This is a genomic window from Streptomyces sp. NPDC049597, assembly GCF_040675505.1.
Classification (GTDB): domain Bacteria; phylum Actinomycetota; class Actinomycetes; order Streptomycetales; family Streptomycetaceae; genus Streptomyces.
This window is the reverse complement of the sequence record NZ_JBFAOY010000023.1, coordinates 35,017-50,906: the sequence shown is the minus strand read 5'-3', so window position 1 is coordinate 50,906 and position 15,890 is coordinate 35,017. Positions and strand designations below refer to the sequence as shown.

The following is a 15,890-nucleotide window of genomic DNA, read 5'->3' as shown; positions in this document are numbered from 1 at the left end:
GCGCGCCCTCGCCGCCTGTCCGCTGCCACCGGCCGTGCCCGAGAGCCGCCCGCTGGCACCCTGAGCCCGGCCCGTCGGCCTCCCCCGCCAAGCCGCAACCCCGCCCCCATCCGCCGATGAGGCCCGACCAGAACGGTCGGGCCTCATCGCGTCCTGTTGGCTGGGCGCCCGGCATGCGGCATCAGTAACCGGATGCGGCTATTCAGCCTCGGGTTTGGCCGAACCACCGCTGCTGCTGTGGAGGGTCTCGCCGTTGGTGTCACGAGACAGCGCGCTGACCAGCATGTTTGGGATCGGTCTCAGAGTGCGTGCCGACGCCTTGTCTCAAATCTCGTGGCACTTCTTGGGGGATGCGCTGGAAGATGGCGACGTGCAACTCCCCTACGTCTACCGCGTCACCAAGTACGACCCCGCCGACCGTGACGATCACGGGCACTACACCGGCGCCGAGGACACCGTCAGCGATCACGGCGAGATCGAGGCGGGCTATCTTCAGGCGGTCGAGGCGTTCGCCGCGGACACGAGCATCGTCCGACTGGCCGTCCGCGAGCCACAGGTTTCGTTGCTCTCTCAATTCGGCCTCGAGCGGCCTCTGGACGGCTTCGGGCTCGACGGGCTGCTTCCGAGCGGTCTTGCCGACTTCCACGACGGAGCAGAGGTGCCGCTGGATACTGCGTTGGAGCTTGTGCGGCTCATGCTGCGGGACAGCGGTGCCTGGTGCCGGCGGAAGGGGAGGGGGAATTCGCTGTGCACGTCGGGTGGGACCAGTACCTCTACGTCAGCAGCAACCGACCGTGCCGGGTGGCACTCGCCCGCACCCGCGAGCTCCGGCTGTTCCCGAACGCATGGACGCCTCCCCATACGACTTCGAGCCCGAGGAACAAGGCGTCCAGCGACCAGGCGACAACGAGTTCTGGGCTGGCCTGCACCGGGCGGTTGCCTGTGGCCGCGCCGGCCTCTTGGAAGAGAGATACGTCGAGAACGCCTCGCGATGGCATCGCCTCACCAGCGACACCATCGACACGGTTCGCGCCGGACTCGCTCCCCGTGCCCGTCTGGCCGTGTGGCCAGCCCTGTTCTCCGACATCAGCGCAGTTCTCGGCACCCTGCCCACCGAGGGCCTCGTCGAGGCTGTCTGGCAGGACGCGGACGGCCAGATCCACAGCGCTGTGGCTGACGAAGACGACTTCCCGGGGCTGGCTGCCCGTATCTCCGGTGCCGACGCTGCATCGCTTCTATCCGTGTACGCCGATGAACGCGTCCCTCTGTTCACTGCTGTCATGCCCGACAGCGACGGGGTGGTGCGTGCCCGCTGGCAGGCCGAGCAGTCCCTCAACGATTTGGCTCAGGGCCTGTGACTGCCGCCAGGTCCGTGTGCCCCACGGCCGGAGCGCGGCCCGACTCTCTGCGTCCTACGGTGAGGGGGTGCCGGGGAGCCAGGCGAGGCCGAACGAGTGATGCCGCTGACGTGTGTCCTGTCGACGTGCATCTGTCAGATGACGAGCCGCTGACCTGGTGGGGTGCCATGTTCATTGAGAACGCTGGCCGTGGGTTTCTCACTCGACATGGCTTTCGCGGAATCGTGCTGACGGACAGGTCAGCCGACTCGGCCGTCTTGCTCCTCAGCGAAGCTGCCCATGGTCTCCCTCAGACGGCGCCGTGCGCAGTCCAGACGCTCTGCATAGTCAGCAGCGAAGATCCCGGGAAGTGCCTTGTCCAACGTCCCCGCGAGCTTGTGGATCGGGGCCCATGCGGCCGGATCGTCGACCAGACGGCTGAGATCCGTCATTTGAACTCGCTCCAGCCAGTCCGAGAGGACGAGCGCCTCGTCGGGGGTGAGCTTGATCGTGATCTCTGTGTTGTCCACGAGCCGAACTTAGCTTGTCTTTTAACGTCACGACGTCTGACTGGCGCTCCGTTTCAACGCCCCAGAGTCACCTGCCATGGCGGGTCTGCGATGCTGCCGGCGTGATGGATGAAGCGATCGTTGAGGCTGTCCGTGGTAGCGCTGGTCTGGGCAGCCTGCCTGCGCCGGCGACACCGGAGGCGGTCACGGAGGCAGAGAAGCTGATTGGCTTCCCTCTCCCGCCGTTGCTGCGGCGCCTCTACTTGGAGGTGGCGAACGGGGGTTTCGGTCCGGCAGAGGGCATCCTGGGAGTGCGCGGAGGAGCCTCCCAAGGCGACTGGAATGACCTGGCAGAGATATATCAAGACGGACCGGATCCCTCCGGTCGGATCCCTGCCGGCCTGGTGCCGGTGTATGACTGGGGCTGCACCATCTGGTCCCTGGTTGACTTCCGGGAGCCCGCCGGTCCGATGTGGTGCACGCATGAGGGCCAGCACTGGCCTCAGGGCATCAACTTGGCAGAGTGGCTGAGCGCAACTATCGAAGGAGCGCTGACTGTCCAGGGCATCCTGGACACTGAACCCGCGTGCTGAAGCAGGGTAATCGCGCACCTGGGCCCCTTTCGGACGATCAGGCAGGTCCGGTTCCCTTCCGACCAGTTTCTTCTTGACCCGTTCGCCGGGGTTTGGTGCCGACCTTGTGGTGGGCAGGGCGGCTGAACGCCTCGCCGGTCGCGAGGACCCGGCCCCCGTCATGACGGGTGGCCGGGTGGCGATTCTTCGAGCCCAGGGGCCGTCCTGGAAGGCCAGGACGAGATGGTTTCGGCGCACCAGCCGGAGAGCCGGTCTTCGTGCAGAGGTGTCTGAACCCCCTTCGGACCCGAGCGGGTGTCAGTTTGTTCGGCGGGGCCGGCTTCTCCCACGGTCGGCGAAGGTCTGTGGCCAGCGGGCGGGCGAGCCTCAGTTGGGCATAGGCGGCGATCACCAGCCAGGTCCACCGGTCGGCCGCTTCCGAGCTGCGAAGCCGAGGCTTGGTCCACCCGAGTGTCTGCTTGAACAGGCGAAACGTGTGCTCCAGGTCGAAGCGACGCAGAAACGACTGCCAGCAGCGGTCGAGTCCGCATCGGTGGCGCCAATCCTCGACCACCACAGCCAGACCGGCTTGTTGACCCCGCCGCTGGGCAGCTTCTCCACGACCAGGCGGATGACGGTGCCTTCGATGATGGGCAGCGGTCCGTCGTGGTCAAGCCATGCGGCCCGGCGCGTGAGCCGCGGGTGCAGTCGGTCCCACGCTTGCGCGGTCGCCTTCCCGTAGAGGCGGGTGTCCGTGGTCGTCACGGCCTGCTCAGCACCCCAGGTGCCAGGGTCGCCGAAGACGAACTCGCCTCCGTGCTTGGGCGGCCGGCCACCTTTGGGGTCGTAGACCCGCGGCGGTGTCGGCCGCCGCAGCACGCGGTCGGACCGGAGTCGGCCGAGGATCTCGACAGGCAGTCCGGCCAGCAGGTGGGCTATGCGCGGGGCGTCGTATCCGGCGTCCAGGACGACCAGAACCTCGGGGTCACCTGGCCGCCACTGGCCGACGGCAACAGCACGGACTTCCGCAGCCCGCCGCCCTCATCGTCAGCCCACTCGACATCGACCAGCCCCAGATCCATCGCCACCCCCGGCTCCGCGTACCTGCCGAAAACGACCGTGCCAGGTACAACGAGAACCGGACCAGGAAAATGAGATCAAACCCCACGTACGGGGCAAACGTCGTCGCTCAGCGCGCGACGCAATGAGAATCCGACAGCGCAAACGAGAAGCGGTGAGAATCCGACAACCTCAGTGCGACAAGACAACGTGCGCGTCTCAGCGACGTGGCCAACTGGCCAAACAGTGGCCATCTGGTCTGAGATTTGGCCACGAACTCTGAGACCCTACACTCCGGGCGGTCCGGCCTCGATGATCTTCTTGCGGTAGGCGGGGTCGGTGCCCCAGACGGTGCGCGACTTGGTCTGGTGATATCCGTTGGTGCACTCGCCGAGCCACGTGCGGCTGATCCGATCGATGCCGCGTGACCAGGCGTCATGCCACAGGTAGGGGCCGGCGGCCGCGTCTTCCTCGTTACCGTAGGCCGACTCCCAGCCGGTCCACAGCGCGGTCAGCTCGGCCACTACGGCGCCGTGCTCCCACCAGCAGGCATGCGGCAGCTGTTCGGTGGTCAGCTCGTAGGTGTCGGCCATTCGGATCACCCACGCGGTGAACTCGCCCCACAGTTCCTCCCGTTCCTCTTTCTTGACCTTGTGCCACGTGATAGGTGCGCCGCGGACACGGGCGCTGTCGCCGTCCTCGCCGGAGGCCCCCTGTTTCCCCGCACCACGCACGGCCCCGGCGTCCTCAAGCCGGGCCAGACGCGCGGCGAATCCAGTGAGTTCACCGTTGATGGACTCCAGCGCGTCGAAGAGCGGGCCGAGTGGATCAGGCACGGTGCACCGCCTTTCGTGCCCGCCGGCTTCGCGCCGCACGCACGGCCGCAGCGGACGTCCCAGGCGAGATCACCAACAGGGGGAAGCGGGGTCGGCGCCGCGAGCGGGGCCCGGCGTCTTCGAGCTGGGCCAGGCGCTCGGCGAAGTCGGTGAGTTCGCTGCTGATGGACTCCAGAGCGTGAAAGAGCGGGCCAAGCGGATCGTCGTCCTTGCGCGGGGGCGGCGCAGGCCTGGGGGAGGGCCCTTCCTCCAGGCGGGCAATGCGCCGCGCGAGACTGACCAGTTCTCCGTGAATGGACGACAGGACGTCCTCGGACCACTCAGCTGCTGGCGGCATGGCTGTTCACCTTCTTGAGGGCTTCCTTGGTGGCTTCGCTGATCTCCTTGGCGCGGGGGCCTTCGTGGATACGCTCGAACTTGACCCGGGTGACGGGGGTGCGGCGATGTACGACCAGGCCCTCACGTTCCTTGATCTGCCGGATGTCCCCGGGCTCGAGCACGGCCCGGCGCCGGGTGGAGATGCTGATGGAGGCACGGTCTCCGTCGTCACTGATCGACTCGGTGTCTTCCTCGAACTCGCCGGCGAGTTGGGAGTAGGTCTTCAGCTCCTGCTCGTCCGAGACACCACCCAGAATGACCTTGATGGTGGCGGCGGCGAACATCTTCCTCACACCCAGCTCCCCCCACCTCTCGTGCGCCTGCGCCAAGTTCTGCAAGACGGCGACCATGAAGATGTTCTGCGATCCGGAGACGGACATGAGGCTGGGGATCTGCGGCAGGGGTGCCACGTTGGCCAGCTCGTCGCCGAGCAGCGCGAGCGGCGGGTCGAGACGGCCGTTGGGCATCCGGGCCGCGATCACCTTGGCGGTGTCGAGGATCGCCCGGCTGAACGCCGCCATGATGGGCGCCAGGCTGGAACCCTCGTCTTCCTCGCCGATGAGGAAGACGGTGCCGCCCTCGGTGAGCCACTTCGTGATGGAGAAGTTCTTCTCATCGCGTGGGGACTTGCCGAAGATCGCCGCTACCTTGTGGTCGTACAGGGCCAGGATGGACTGCTCGGCGGTGCGCCAGCTCGCCGAGCGCTCCTCAGGCGCCGCAGCATGCTGGGCGGCCAGGGCCCGAGCGAGGTTCTCCTGGCCGTGGGCGGCGAGGATGTCGACCGGCTGCCGTTCGGTGGGCGCGGTGGCCCAGCGCAGGATGTCCATGCCGCTCAGCCCATCGAGCGCAGCGGCGTGCAGCCAGCATGTCATGAGCATCTGGGCGTTCATGACAAAGTAACCGCCGTTCTTTGTCCCCTCATCCGACTTGGTCGTGCCGGTGAGCGTTTCGGCGCGCTTGCGCGCGACGGTGAAGTCCTCGCAACCGTCGACGATGCTCCACTGCAGCTGGAGCGGCCAATTGGACAACCCCGTCGGGTCCAGCACCATGACCGGCCCGTACTTCTCGCGGAACTTCGCCGTCGCGTACAGGACGTCGGTCTTGGAGGAGGTGGCCAGCACACTGCCGGGGAAGTCGAGGATCCACGGCATGATCAGCTGCGACGTCTTGCCCTCCCGGGGAGGAGCGACGATCAAGACGGTTTCCTCGAACGGAATGTACAGCTTGACGCCCGTCGGGATCGCGGTGCCGCAGAAGACCGCGACCTCCGTCACCGGTACATCGGTCACCTTGGGCGGCGCGCTGGAGCGCCACGGCAGCGCACGGGCGGGTCCGCCCGCCTTGTCGAGGGAGGGCCGCGGTGTGGCCAGACTCGGGCGCAGCGCGCCGAGCCGGGACAGGGCCTTGGCCTCGCCCATGGCCTCTTCGAGCTGGCCGCTGGTGGCCAGTCCGTCGGTGCCCTCGTCCCGCATCGAACGCCAGCGCCGCCACCCGGTCCGGGCTCCCCAGCAGGTGCCGGCCGCTGCGGCGAGGAAGGGCGGGTAGAAGGCGAGCGGCCCGCCCACTCCGGCCCCGGCCGGGTAGGCGTCCTGCGGGCTCAGCGGATCGGACAGCAGGGCGGGGATGGCGGCCGCCGTCTCGTTCCACGACACCAGGGCAGGGGAGGCGTGCGCCAGCAGACCGGAGACGACGGCGGCAACCCAGGTCCAGAGGGTGAGTGCAACCGCGGCGACGCACAAGGCGATCCACCATGCGTCCTTGTAGACGTGCAGGCGGTTGCCCGAGTGCGGGGTGACGACCTTGGCCACTACCGTGCACCCCCACCGGCGGTTATCGAGCCACGGTTGGTCGGCCGACCGGCCGTGGGCGCCACACCGGCGCGGGCACCGCGGCGGGGATCATCAGGCGACCGGGTGGACAGCGTCGTGGTGTGCCGAAACGGCGCGCGTGCGGCAAGGTTCAAGGAAGTCATCAGGCTGTGCTCTTTCGCATCGAGATGAGCGGTGCCGCGGGCGCCTGGCTCCCGGAACTGGCCTCGGTCATCTTGCGGTTGGTGTTGGTCAACTCGGCTTCGGTGGCACTGCGGATGTGCTCCACCAGGTGCATCCGGTTGCCCACCTGCCACACGGCACGCCCCGGCGAGCAGCGGCTCGCGCCGTCGACCAGCGCCTCGCGAGCCCAGTCGGGCAGTTGCAGGTAGTCCGCCGTGATGTCGGCCTCGGCCTTGTCCATGTGGTAGAGCACCCGGGTGGCAGTGAGCTTCAAGATGGCCGCAGCCTCGGGTGCCTCGTCGACCATCAGGTCGCCGAGGTGGTGCAGGATCGCCCAGAACGACAGACCAAGCCGCCGTCCATACCGGACGAATTCCTCAAAAAGCCTGGCCACGGGGCGATGGGAGAGGATGTGCCAGGCCTCTTCGACGATCAACGTGCGCTTGACACTGTCCCCGGCCTTGATCCACGCGTAGCGCAGCCACGGGCCGATCACACTCATCAGCAACGGCATGGCCTCGCCCTCCCGCGGCAACCGCGTGAGGTCGAAGACGATCAGCCGCGCGTCCAGGTCGATCCCGGGCGTGGTGGGACCGTTGAACAACCCGGCCAGATCCCGCGTGGGGCTGCACAGTTGGTCCATCGCCAGGCTGGCCGGCTGGCCCCACTCGACCATGTCCTCGACGCCGACCTCGCGCCGGCCGAGCATGGCCGGCTCGGGGTTGGTCAGCGCGTCGTGGATGTCGGACAGGACCGCAACCCGCTCCTCGGCCGCGGCCCGAACCTGCGCGGCCGCGTGGGCGACCGAGAGTGCGAACTCGCTCTCGCTGCTCAGCGGGCCGCCGATGATTTCCACCATCGAGCAGAGGATCTTGAACTGGTACTGCGCGGGAATCCGGGGGTCCAGCGGGTTGAGCCGCACCCCCTCGCCGTCCTCACCGCCGTACACCAGACGGACGGGGGTGACGCCCAGGGCCCGCGCGATGCTGTCCCACTCGCCGACACCGTCCTCGCCCTGGGCATCCAGGACGCAAAACGAGCGGTCCCTGAAGCGCAACTGCCGCAGCACATAGCACTTCTCGAGCGACGACTTGCCGAAGCCCGACTTGCCGAGCACGAGCGCGTGCCCGCTGGGAAGACGCTCGCGGGCGCTGGGGTCGTAGAGGATGAACGGGTCGTAGATGTAGGCCTTGCCGGAGTAGATCTCCCGACCGATGATCACCCCCCGGGGATCCGAGGACGGGGCGCCCACCGCGGGGTACAGCCCGGACGCGGTGGCAGTGGTGGTCCGCAGCGCTCGCCGTCTGGTCAGGGACTGGCGGCGTATGAGCTCGAGCATGGCGCCTCAGTCCTTCAGCAGTCCAGTGACCATGGGCAGGGTGTTGGCGAACGCGCGGTACTGCTCGGAGTCGCACCACTCCAGCGCCAGCTGCGACTTGACCGCGGCCGCCCGCACCGTGTTGCGGTGCTGCACCAGCAGCTCGGGAGACGGCGCGGTGACCGTGACCCACCCGGTCAGCCGCACGCCGGCCGCGCCGTTGGCCAGGTCGTGCATGGTGGAGGCGGACGCCCCCAGCTCACGCTCCTCGCGCGGGTCGATGATCTTCCCTGGGTGGTTGTCGGCCTGGCCCGCCTCGTTGGTGACGTCCGCCATCGCGTCCTCAAGGGCCTTGTCGGCCGGCAGCAGCCGCATCGTCACCCCGACCGTCAAGATCACGTCGCTGACGTACAGCAGCAGCGGGGCCATGAAGTTGACGCCCACGGGCAGCACGGGAAACTGCTTGATCCAGGCCGTGGACGTGTACCACGGATCGGCGCCCTCCCAGCTGCGGGCCGCCATGCGGGTGGGCTCCCGGGCGTCCATCTCGGCCGGCCAGCAACTGACGCGGTCCATGCCGCGGGTGTCATTGATCCAGTGGTCGGGCGCATAGCTGTGGTGGATGAGCGAAGCGAGCCCGGGCTCGTCCAAATTGCCGTCCCAGATCTCGGCGGTCGCAGGGTCACCGAAGTCCTGAGGCTGGAGCCAGCCCGGTCCCGGACCACCAGTACATCGAACGGATCCGGCGGCACGCGCCGAGCTCTCTGGTGCGGCCGGTTCATCGACCCAAGCTTGGGCACCTTCGCGGCCAGGGCGTCCGCGCGGAACTTCCCCGCACCGGTGGTGACTTCGGCTGAGCAGGCCACCGCGAGCACGTGGCCGACCCCGCGCTCTTCCAGCGCGGCCCGCAGCTTCGGGTTGCCGCCGTAGACCTCGTCGCCTGCGACCCAGCCCACGCGGTGGCCGGCGTCGAGGAATCGGCCGATCATGCGGGTGGCCAGCTCCGGCTTGGTCGCGAAGACGGTGTCCTCGGCCAGTCCGCCGGCCCGGCAGCGGTCCGGGTCGCATGTCCACGAGCGCGGGATGTACAGCTCGCGGGCCACCGCCGCGTGCCCGCGGCGGCCGGCGTAGACGAGGTAGACGGCGACCTGGGCGTTCTCGATCCTCCCGGCGGTGCCGGTGTACTGGCGCTGGACGCCGACGGTGTGCGTGCCCTTCTTCACGTCCCTTGTCTCGTCGACCACCAGCACCGCATCCTCGTCGTGTAGATGCTCCAGCACGTACTCGCACACGTCATCACGCACGCGGTCGGCATCCCATCGGGCCCGGCCGAGCAGGTGCTGCATGCCGTCCGGGGTGGCCTCTCCGGCCCACTCGGCGATCGACCAGCAGTTCTTGCGCGGCAGGTCCGACAGCAGCCCCAGCACCAAGTCCCTCACCCGGCGCCGGGGCTCCACTCGCGCGAACCGGCCGGCTATCCGGCCCATCAGGACCTCAAACGCCTCCTGCCAGCGGGCAGGGTCTACGCTGTGACCCGCGGCCACCGCAAGATCGTTAGTCTTCACACGCCGATGATCAACGGTGACCGCACCCGTATCTCAGCCATCCCCCTGTAACTGCGCACCCCGGTTGGCCAATTGCGCGTTGGCCAGGCAGAACCGGCAGATCTGGTCGCGGATGGCTGTTTTGAGTGTTTCCTCGCCGTGCCGCTCGTGCCTGCGGTGTGCTGTTGCCACGGTGTTGGCGTCAGTGGCGCCAGGTAGTTTGCCGGGTTGTGAGTATGTGGATCTACTTTCAAGGGCTCGAATCCTCCGGGCTGCCCGGGGACGTGGCGGGTTTTGAAGCCCTATTCGATGTGGAGTTCGACGAGCTGAGGCGGCGGGTCCGCACAGGAGGTGCAGTATGGCTGGAGAGCGGCTTCTTCCAGCTCAATGAGCTTTACTGGCCCCCGTCGGAGCCGGGTGGCGACCGGGAGCTCCCCGTCTTCGGCGGCCGGCACATACCGGACCCCGGCAGCGGCCCGGGCCACGTGGTGCTCGAGCCGCCGGAGGTGGCGCGCGCGGCAGCGTACCTGGAGGGGGTGTCGTTCCCGGACCGGTGGCAGGAGTGGCGGCAGCTGCCCTCGTCCGAGTCGGATGAGGAGCTGCGGGAGCGCCTGGCGCGGTACCACGAGGACCTACGGGCCTTCTACTGCAGGTCGGCGGAGCGGGGCTGGGCGGTGGTCAAGCATTTCTCGTTTTGACCAGCCCGCGACTCCCAGGTCGGTGGCCGCTCAACTGGCCGACTGAAACGCCCAATCGCACCCCCCATCAGCAAGATCATGATCTACGGCTGGAGTATTAGGTGGGACCATTCCCGCGGGTGCGAGGAGCGGACGCACGTTCAACCTTTTCTGAGACGTCACGTGGGACCATCCCCGCGGGTGCGGGGAGCAGGTGGTGCGCGACGCCGTGACCACTCCGCTGCTGGGACCATCCCCGCGGGTGCGGGGAGCAGCACGCCTGCCCCGCGTGCGGTTGCTGGGGCCTGGGACCATCCCCGCGGGTGCGGGGAGCAGTGCACGCTCACGGTCGGCTTGTCCGCGGTCAGGGGACCATCCCCGCGGGTGCGGGGAGCAGGCACCCCCGTTTCTGCGGGTGTCAGGCGGGCTGGGACCATCCCCGCGGGTGCGGGGAGCAGACGGCGATCGGAACGGTCGAGCCCGTCGACTGGGGACCATCCCCGCGGGTGCGGGGAGCAGCCGGCGCAGATTACCGACCAGCTCGCCGATGGGACCATCCCTGCGGCACAGGGCCGATGCCTTCCAGCTCGCGCGCACCGGTGCGTGGCCGATGCGCTGTCATGGCGCTGGTTTCTGTGTGGACAGTGGAGCGAGGGTGAGCAGGCCGCAGCCATAGGCCTTGGACGGGCCGATGCCGCTGATGAGGCTGCGGGCCAGGGCGACGGGGTCGGTGACGCGGAGGGTGCCCTCGTAGGTGGCGGCCGCGATGGTGACCTTCGTTGTTCCAGTCTTGCTTCCAGTCTCGTTGGTCACGGTCTTGGTGAAGACGTGTTTGTCGCGGCGGACGAGGCGGACGTCGAGGATCGGCTCGGCGGTTGTCTCGGTGTCGGCGAAGGGGAAGATGCCAGGCGCCGGGTCGGCGGTGCCGGGTATGGGCAGTAGCTCGAAGCCGTGCTTGTGGACGCGGCTGGTTAGCCAGGCGAGTTGTGCCTCGGTCGTGCGGTGGGCGACGCGGTGCGACAACCGGTGCGCTGGATTGGCTCCCGTCCGGGTGACTTCCTGACGGGCAGCCTGTGATGGATTCAGCAGCTCCGTGCGTTTGGTGCTTATCACCGGGGAGGCGGTGAGCCGGAACGAATAGCTCTGCCCGGCTTGAAGGCGAGCGAGGAGCGGTTTGTATTCGGCGACGGCAGGCTTGGCACCGGCGTGGTCGACGGCCCAGCCAGCCTGCTCTACCAGGGCCGTCCAGTCCGGTTCGGGCTGTGTCAGCACGTACAGGTAGGGGCGGTGGGGGTTGTCGGCGTCCAGGCGCCACAGCGTGCGGCCGGGTTCGGGATGGTAGGCGACGGCGCCTAGGACGGCGGCGTGCATGGCCTGGGGCGACCTGAGGAGTTTGCGGGCGCCGTCGCGCAGCGGCGCAAGGGGGATGCGGGAGAGGTAAGTCATGGTCACCATCCAAGGAGCGCGAGGGGGTCGTGTTCCTCGCTGGCCGGTGTCCCGGAGACGGATGTGAAGCCCGTGGCGACGGTGATCAGCCGGTGGGCTACGCGCCGGGTGGTGTGCCGCTGCTGGCCGAGGCCGAAGCTGATGGGCTGGTCGTGAAGGACGGTGTCGCCGTTGGGGTCGTCGATCGTGGCCGGCAGGCCGATCGTGGCGGGGCTGGCTCCGCGGTTGCGGTTCTGCCACATGGTCCGGGCGTGCGGAGAGGCCAGCCAGTCCTGCTCCGTCAGGGCCTCGATCAGAGGGCTGCCGGTGAGGCGGAGGACGAGAGGGAAGGTGGGTGGGCAGGAGCGGCGGCCGAGGCCGAGGAGGCAGGCCGGGGCCTTTGCGGCAGCGGCGAGTTCGTCCATGACGTCGGCCGGGCCGTTCACGCCGACGAGGAATGCAGCGTCCTGGAGGTAGAACCTTTGGGTGGGCTGGATGTACCGGGGCTTGCTCGTTGGCTTCTGCCGGCCCTTGGCGTTGAGGTTCGTCGACAATAGTGGGACGCCTCGGTAGTCGCTGACGGTGTGGTAGTCGCGCAGCAGGGTGCCCGGTACGTCGGCTCGGACGCCCATGGTGAGGTCGGCGAGCTGGCCGAGGGGCTCGTCGCGGTCGCGGCCGAGCGCGGCCGCGAGGAGTCCGATGACGCCGGACTTCGTCGGCTGTGGGGCGGTGTGCCGGCTGTCGAGGACGGCGCGGTGGTCGCCCCAGGCCTGCAGCGGGGCGGCGAGCCGCAGCAGCAGTGTGGCCGTGCCGGTCACCGGGAGAGCTCCGCCGTCAGTGCGTCCAGCAGCCCGGGGAACGTGAGTGGCTGGCCGAAGCTCTCGTCAAGGGCCTTAGCGGTGGTGTCGGTGAACGCGTGCGTGACACCGGTCCACAGAGCCGGGGCACCCCACGTGGTGGCGATGGCGGTCTGCTCGGCGGCCAGCGCGGCCGCGGACGGGGCGGCGTAGCCGGTGGAGCCGTACGCGGTGACGGGCTTCTCGAAGGCGGTGACGAGGTTGACGGGGTGGTCGTCGCGGATGGTGACGGCCACGAGCTGCGGCATGGTGCGGTGGGCGAAGGAGTTGCCGTAGCCGGTGGGCATGGAGCGGACGAAGGCGGACACGAACGCGATGGTGGCCTTCACTGCGGCGGCCGGGTCGGAGAGGTTGGTGTCGAGCTGGTGCAGGGCGACAGCGCCGTAGCGGTAGAAGGTGGCGGAGTTGAAGCCGATCCGGCCCATCATGCCGGCGCCCTTGCTATCGGGTCCCTGCCGGTCGTCCACGGCCGTGTAGAAGTCGAACTCGAGCTCGGCGCCATGGGTGGCGATGGCGTGTGCGACTTGACATGCGGCGTTGACGTCGATGTCGGGCAGGTTGGCGACCATGCGGCCGAACAGTGCGACGTCGATGGGGTGACCGGTCATCAGGGCCGTTCGGGCCTGGGCGGCGGTGAACTCCGTGGCGAGCTTCTTGTCGTCCAGGGCGGCGAGCTGGGCCGCCCGGTCGGCGACCAGGTCCACCAGCTGTTCGATCTGCTTGTTGCCGTAGAACAGCTGATACGCGCTTTCCTCCTCCTTGTTCTTGCTGGCAGAGATCCCGAGCGGTGCCAGCACCGCGACCGCGAGCCGGCCGGCCGAGGTCTCGTCCAGTCCGGTGCGGGCGGCAATGCGGCCGGTGAGGTGGTCGGCGATCTGCTTGGTGCGGGTACCGAGCTGGTCTTCGCCGATCCCGAGGGAGGAGAAAACCATACGGGTTGCTCGCTTCCACGCCTGCGAGGAAGCCCGCGGCCGGCGTACCCCGCCGTAGGTCGCTTCCTTCGGAGCGCCGGCGTCGTCCCGGTTCAGGTTGGACGGCGGCACGGTCTGCAGCACGTGAACGTCGATGAACCGGCGACGGGTCAGGCCGATGGACATGCTGAACTCCTTGCTGAGATGGAACGTACTGAGGCTGCGGGGCGGAGCTACTTCTCCGGGGTCTTGGCCCACGCGTAGTAGTCCGACCCCCAGGTGCGGACCGTGCGTGCCCGGGAGTCGGGGAATGGCCACGACCGCAGGTCGGCCAGGAGCCGGGTGTAGTCGAGGGGCTGTCCCGTGACGGCCAGCTGGGAGACCAAGCCGCGCAGGTGGTAGAAGGCCGTGCCCATGGTGCGGGCCTGCGCGGCCGCGGCCATCCGGCTGTCGACGCCTTCCCGGCTGAACCGGTCGTGCAGCGCCCGCATGGCGGTACCGAGGCGCACGCCGGGTCGGTGCATCAGCCGCGGCTGGCCCTGCTGGTGGGCGGCGAACAGGGCGAGCGCCATGTGCTCAGCCACCAGCCGGTCGGGAACCAGACCGCGTGCGGCCAGTTCGTCATCGACCCGGGACCGGTAGAACGGCCACATCTGCGGCACCTGCCCGGCATCGACGGTCAGGCCCAGACGCAGTGCGGCCAGCTCGCCGCCAGGGGGCATCGAACCGGCCTTGGGCCGTCCGGGCTCGAACTGTGCCCAGTACCAGGGTGCTTCCGTGCCGGATGTGCCGGCATTCGTCTCGGGAGTGGTCATGCTGCGGTCTCCTCGGCGATGGCCGGCTGCGGGTACAGATGGGTCAGGGTCTTCCGCACGGCGGCGTAGAAGTACCGCTCGGCGCTCGCCTGCTGGTAGATGGTCGTGACCGTCTTGCCGCGGTCCTTCTTCGTGACGGCCCGGCCGGTGAACGCCTTGCCGGGCAGACGATGCAGGAGTTCCTCGGCGGCCGCTCGCGCCGCTCGCTCTGCGAGGGTCTCGAAGGCCTTGTGCGCCTGGTCGAGTTCGTCGTCTTCGGGGTTGCGCTGGCAGCCGGTGAGGAACCTGCGCACCAGTGGGTCGAGGACGTGGAGGAGCTTGGTGCCGGCGTGCTGCCCTTTGCCTTGGGCTGGCGGCTTGCCGCCGATCGCACGCAGCAGGTTCTCGGCCAGGTGATGGACGGCGCGGGCAAGGGCCTGGGCCTGCTCACTTACGAGTATCACCGAGCCGCGTACGGCGAGGTCGGAGCGGAGCGCGCCGACGGGGATGGGTACCTCGTCGCTGAGGACGTCCTTGACGATGGCGCCCTTGGTGTCGTACACCATGCCGCATGTCGCTGCCCGCAGGGGGTAGTCCGGCGGCAGGTCCCCGAGCAGGGTCCCGGCGGCAGCCTGCATCAGCAGCCCAGATGTCTCGTACCCGGCGGTGTCCCGGTCGATCGTCAGCAACGCGTCCAGACCCTGCCACCCCGTCATTCCCGGCAGGTGCCTGCGCGGGTAGCGGACGCTGCCCTTGGCCTTGTCTGTCTTGATCGTCCAGCAAGTATGGGGATCCTCCGGCTGCGGCCCGTCGACTCGGTCCCCGGCCGACATCACGACCCACCGAACCTGTTCTGGTGCGCCGCCGGCATCTGACGTTTCGAGGATCAGCCGGATACGGCGCTCCTGCCACGTGAACAGGTCCAGTACCCCCGAAGGCACCCGCATCTGCCAGGAAGGGCCCATCGGCGCCCGATCCCATTGCGGCCGGTCCCCGGCAGCCCGCTCGCCCTGCGGCAGGTTCAGCACGATCGTGTCGAACAGGGTGCGGCCCAGGGGCGTCACCACACCCAGCTTTCCAAGCGGGCCGGTACGGTTGCCTGTGGTCTTGCCCGCCTTCACCTGCGGGTCACCGACCGCTGCCGTCTTGATCGCGCCGGTGTCCCAGCACTGAGCATGCAGCATCCAGCGCACCGCTGTCCCCACAGGCAGCGGTGCCGGGTCGGACACCAACCGGGCATCCCACAACGGAGTGTTGTTGCCGGTCGCCACGTGCTGCATCAGCACCGACACCGGATGGACCTTTCCCCCCGGGTGTTTCAGCCCGGCGGCCTGGCCGAACGGCGCCGTGTCGTCGAACACGTTGAAGCGGTCTAGACGTTCGTCCAGATAGCGGCCGATCGCCTCCTGCTGCTGGAGAGTGAATCCGCCTCCGTTCATCATGTCCGCCCACGCACCCGGGTCGATGGGTCCCAGTGCGTCGAGAACAACCGGCACGAGGACCTGCCGCAGAAGCACTGGCACCATGGTTGGCATGTCTGGCGCCAGCCTCGTGAACGTGTGTGCCCTAAGGAGGGCCTCGCGCAACGGAACCTCTCTCGGCCCGTCGGGCCCCTCAACAGGGAGCCAGTCAAGACTGTCGACCAGACACCACCTCGGATCCAACGAAGTCCCCTCCCTAGC

General features: G+C 68.5%; 14 protein-coding genes, 2 pseudogenes and 1 CRISPR repeat array. Of the genes and pseudogenes, 3 read left to right on the top strand and 13 right to left on the bottom strand.

The features are described from left to right. Window positions 1-259 precede the first annotated feature (259 nt). Window positions 260-646, bottom strand: a complete 387-nt coding sequence (locus AB0K02_RS24170; RefSeq protein WP_365994597.1) for a hypothetical protein — start codon at window positions 644-646, stop codon at window positions 260-262. A gap of 199 nt (window positions 647-845) precedes the next feature. On the opposite strand from AB0K02_RS24170, the gene AB0K02_RS24165 reads away from it, so the two are divergent. Continuing rightward, window positions 846-1,358 carry a hypothetical protein gene (locus AB0K02_RS24165; RefSeq protein WP_365994596.1) on the top strand — a complete coding sequence of 171 codons (513 nt, stop codon included), beginning with the start codon at window positions 846-848 and terminating at the stop codon, window positions 1,356-1,358. A gap of 239 nt (window positions 1,359-1,597) precedes the next feature. Here AB0K02_RS24165 and AB0K02_RS24160 read toward each other — a convergent pair whose 3' ends face one another. Further along, the gene (locus AB0K02_RS24160) at window positions 1,598-1,867 is read right to left on the bottom strand and encodes a hypothetical protein (protein ID WP_365994595.1); all 270 of its coding nucleotides are present in this window, start codon (window positions 1,865-1,867) and stop codon (window positions 1,598-1,600) included. A gap of 104 nt (window positions 1,868-1,971) precedes the next feature. Between AB0K02_RS24160 and AB0K02_RS24155 the strand changes: the two genes are divergently transcribed. Beyond that, a complete protein-coding gene (locus AB0K02_RS24155) occupies window positions 1,972-2,439 on the top strand; it encodes an SMI1/KNR4 family protein (RefSeq protein ID WP_365994663.1) in 468 nt (155 codons plus the stop codon). Between the two features lie 37 nt (window positions 2,440-2,476). Here AB0K02_RS24155 and AB0K02_RS24150 read toward each other — a convergent pair. From AB0K02_RS24150 to AB0K02_RS24125, 6 genes and pseudogenes are all read right to left on the bottom strand, one after another. Continuing rightward, a pseudogene (locus AB0K02_RS24150) lies at window positions 2,477-3,432 on the bottom strand (transposase); the annotation flags it as partial. Window positions 3,433-3,764: 332 nt separating this feature from the next. Next, window positions 3,765-4,313: a hypothetical protein gene (locus AB0K02_RS24145; protein ID WP_365994594.1), complete on the bottom strand. Its 549-nt coding sequence runs from the start codon at window positions 4,311-4,313 to the stop codon at window positions 3,765-3,767. Window positions 4,314-4,633: 320 nt separating this feature from the next. After that, complete coding sequence (locus tag AB0K02_RS24140) at window positions 4,634-6,499, bottom strand: TraM recognition domain-containing protein (RefSeq protein WP_365994593.1); 1,866 nt, start codon at window positions 6,497-6,499, stop codon at window positions 4,634-4,636. A gap of 163 nt (window positions 6,500-6,662) precedes the next feature. After that, window positions 6,663-7,904 (bottom strand): ATP/GTP-binding protein, encoded by a 1,242-nt coding sequence (locus tag AB0K02_RS24135; protein WP_365994592.1) that lies wholly within the window; start codon window positions 7,902-7,904, stop codon window positions 6,663-6,665. A 123-nt stretch (window positions 7,905-8,027) separates the two neighbouring features. Further along, window positions 8,028-8,651, bottom strand: coding sequence for an SCO6880 family protein (locus AB0K02_RS24130; RefSeq protein WP_365994591.1), 624 nt, complete (start codon window positions 8,649-8,651; stop codon window positions 8,028-8,030). Window positions 8,652-8,770: 119 nt separating this feature from the next. Beyond that, window positions 8,771-9,487 (bottom strand): annotated as a pseudogene (locus AB0K02_RS24125) (IS701 family transposase); the annotation flags it as partial. 293 nt (window positions 9,488-9,780) lie between these two features. On the opposite strand from AB0K02_RS24125, the gene AB0K02_RS24120 reads away from it, so the two are divergent. Beyond that, on the top strand, window positions 9,781-10,242 hold the full coding sequence (locus tag AB0K02_RS24120) for a DUF1877 family protein (protein ID WP_365994662.1): 462 nt from the start codon (window positions 9,781-9,783) through the stop codon (window positions 10,240-10,242). A gap of 103 nt (window positions 10,243-10,345) precedes the next feature. Next, a CRISPR array of direct repeats spans window positions 10,346-10,799; the repeat unit is 29 nt; unit sequence GGGACCATCCCCGCGGGTGCGGGGAGCAG. 40 nt (window positions 10,800-10,839) lie between these two features. Here the strand turns inward: AB0K02_RS24120 and cas6e are convergent. From cas6e to casA, 5 genes are read right to left on the bottom strand one after another with little or no spacing between them, the layout of a single operon-like run. Continuing rightward, complete coding sequence (cas6e, locus tag AB0K02_RS24115) at window positions 10,840-11,667, bottom strand: type I-E CRISPR-associated protein Cas6/Cse3/CasE (protein WP_365994590.1); 828 nt, start codon at window positions 11,665-11,667, stop codon at window positions 10,840-10,842. Window positions 11,668-11,669: 2 nt separating this feature from the next. After that, on the bottom strand, window positions 11,670-12,464 hold the full coding sequence (gene cas5e / locus AB0K02_RS24110) for a type I-E CRISPR-associated protein Cas5/CasD (RefSeq protein WP_365994589.1): 795 nt from the start codon (window positions 12,462-12,464) through the stop codon (window positions 11,670-11,672). Further along, a complete protein-coding gene (cas7e, locus tag AB0K02_RS24105) occupies window positions 12,461-13,600 on the bottom strand; it encodes a type I-E CRISPR-associated protein Cas7/Cse4/CasC (protein WP_365994588.1) in 1,140 nt (379 codons plus the stop codon). Before cas7e ends, cas5e begins: the two co-directional genes overlap by 4 nt. A gap of 47 nt (window positions 13,601-13,647) precedes the next feature. Further along, window positions 13,648-14,229: a type I-E CRISPR-associated protein Cse2/CasB gene (gene casB, locus AB0K02_RS24100; protein WP_365994587.1), complete on the bottom strand. Its 582-nt coding sequence runs from the start codon at window positions 14,227-14,229 to the stop codon at window positions 13,648-13,650. Next, window positions 14,226-15,872 (bottom strand): type I-E CRISPR-associated protein Cse1/CasA, encoded by a 1,647-nt coding sequence (gene casA / locus AB0K02_RS24095; protein ID WP_365994586.1) that lies wholly within the window; start codon window positions 15,870-15,872, stop codon window positions 14,226-14,228. Before casA ends, casB begins: the two co-directional genes overlap by 4 nt. Window positions 15,873-15,890: the final 18 nt, after the last annotated feature.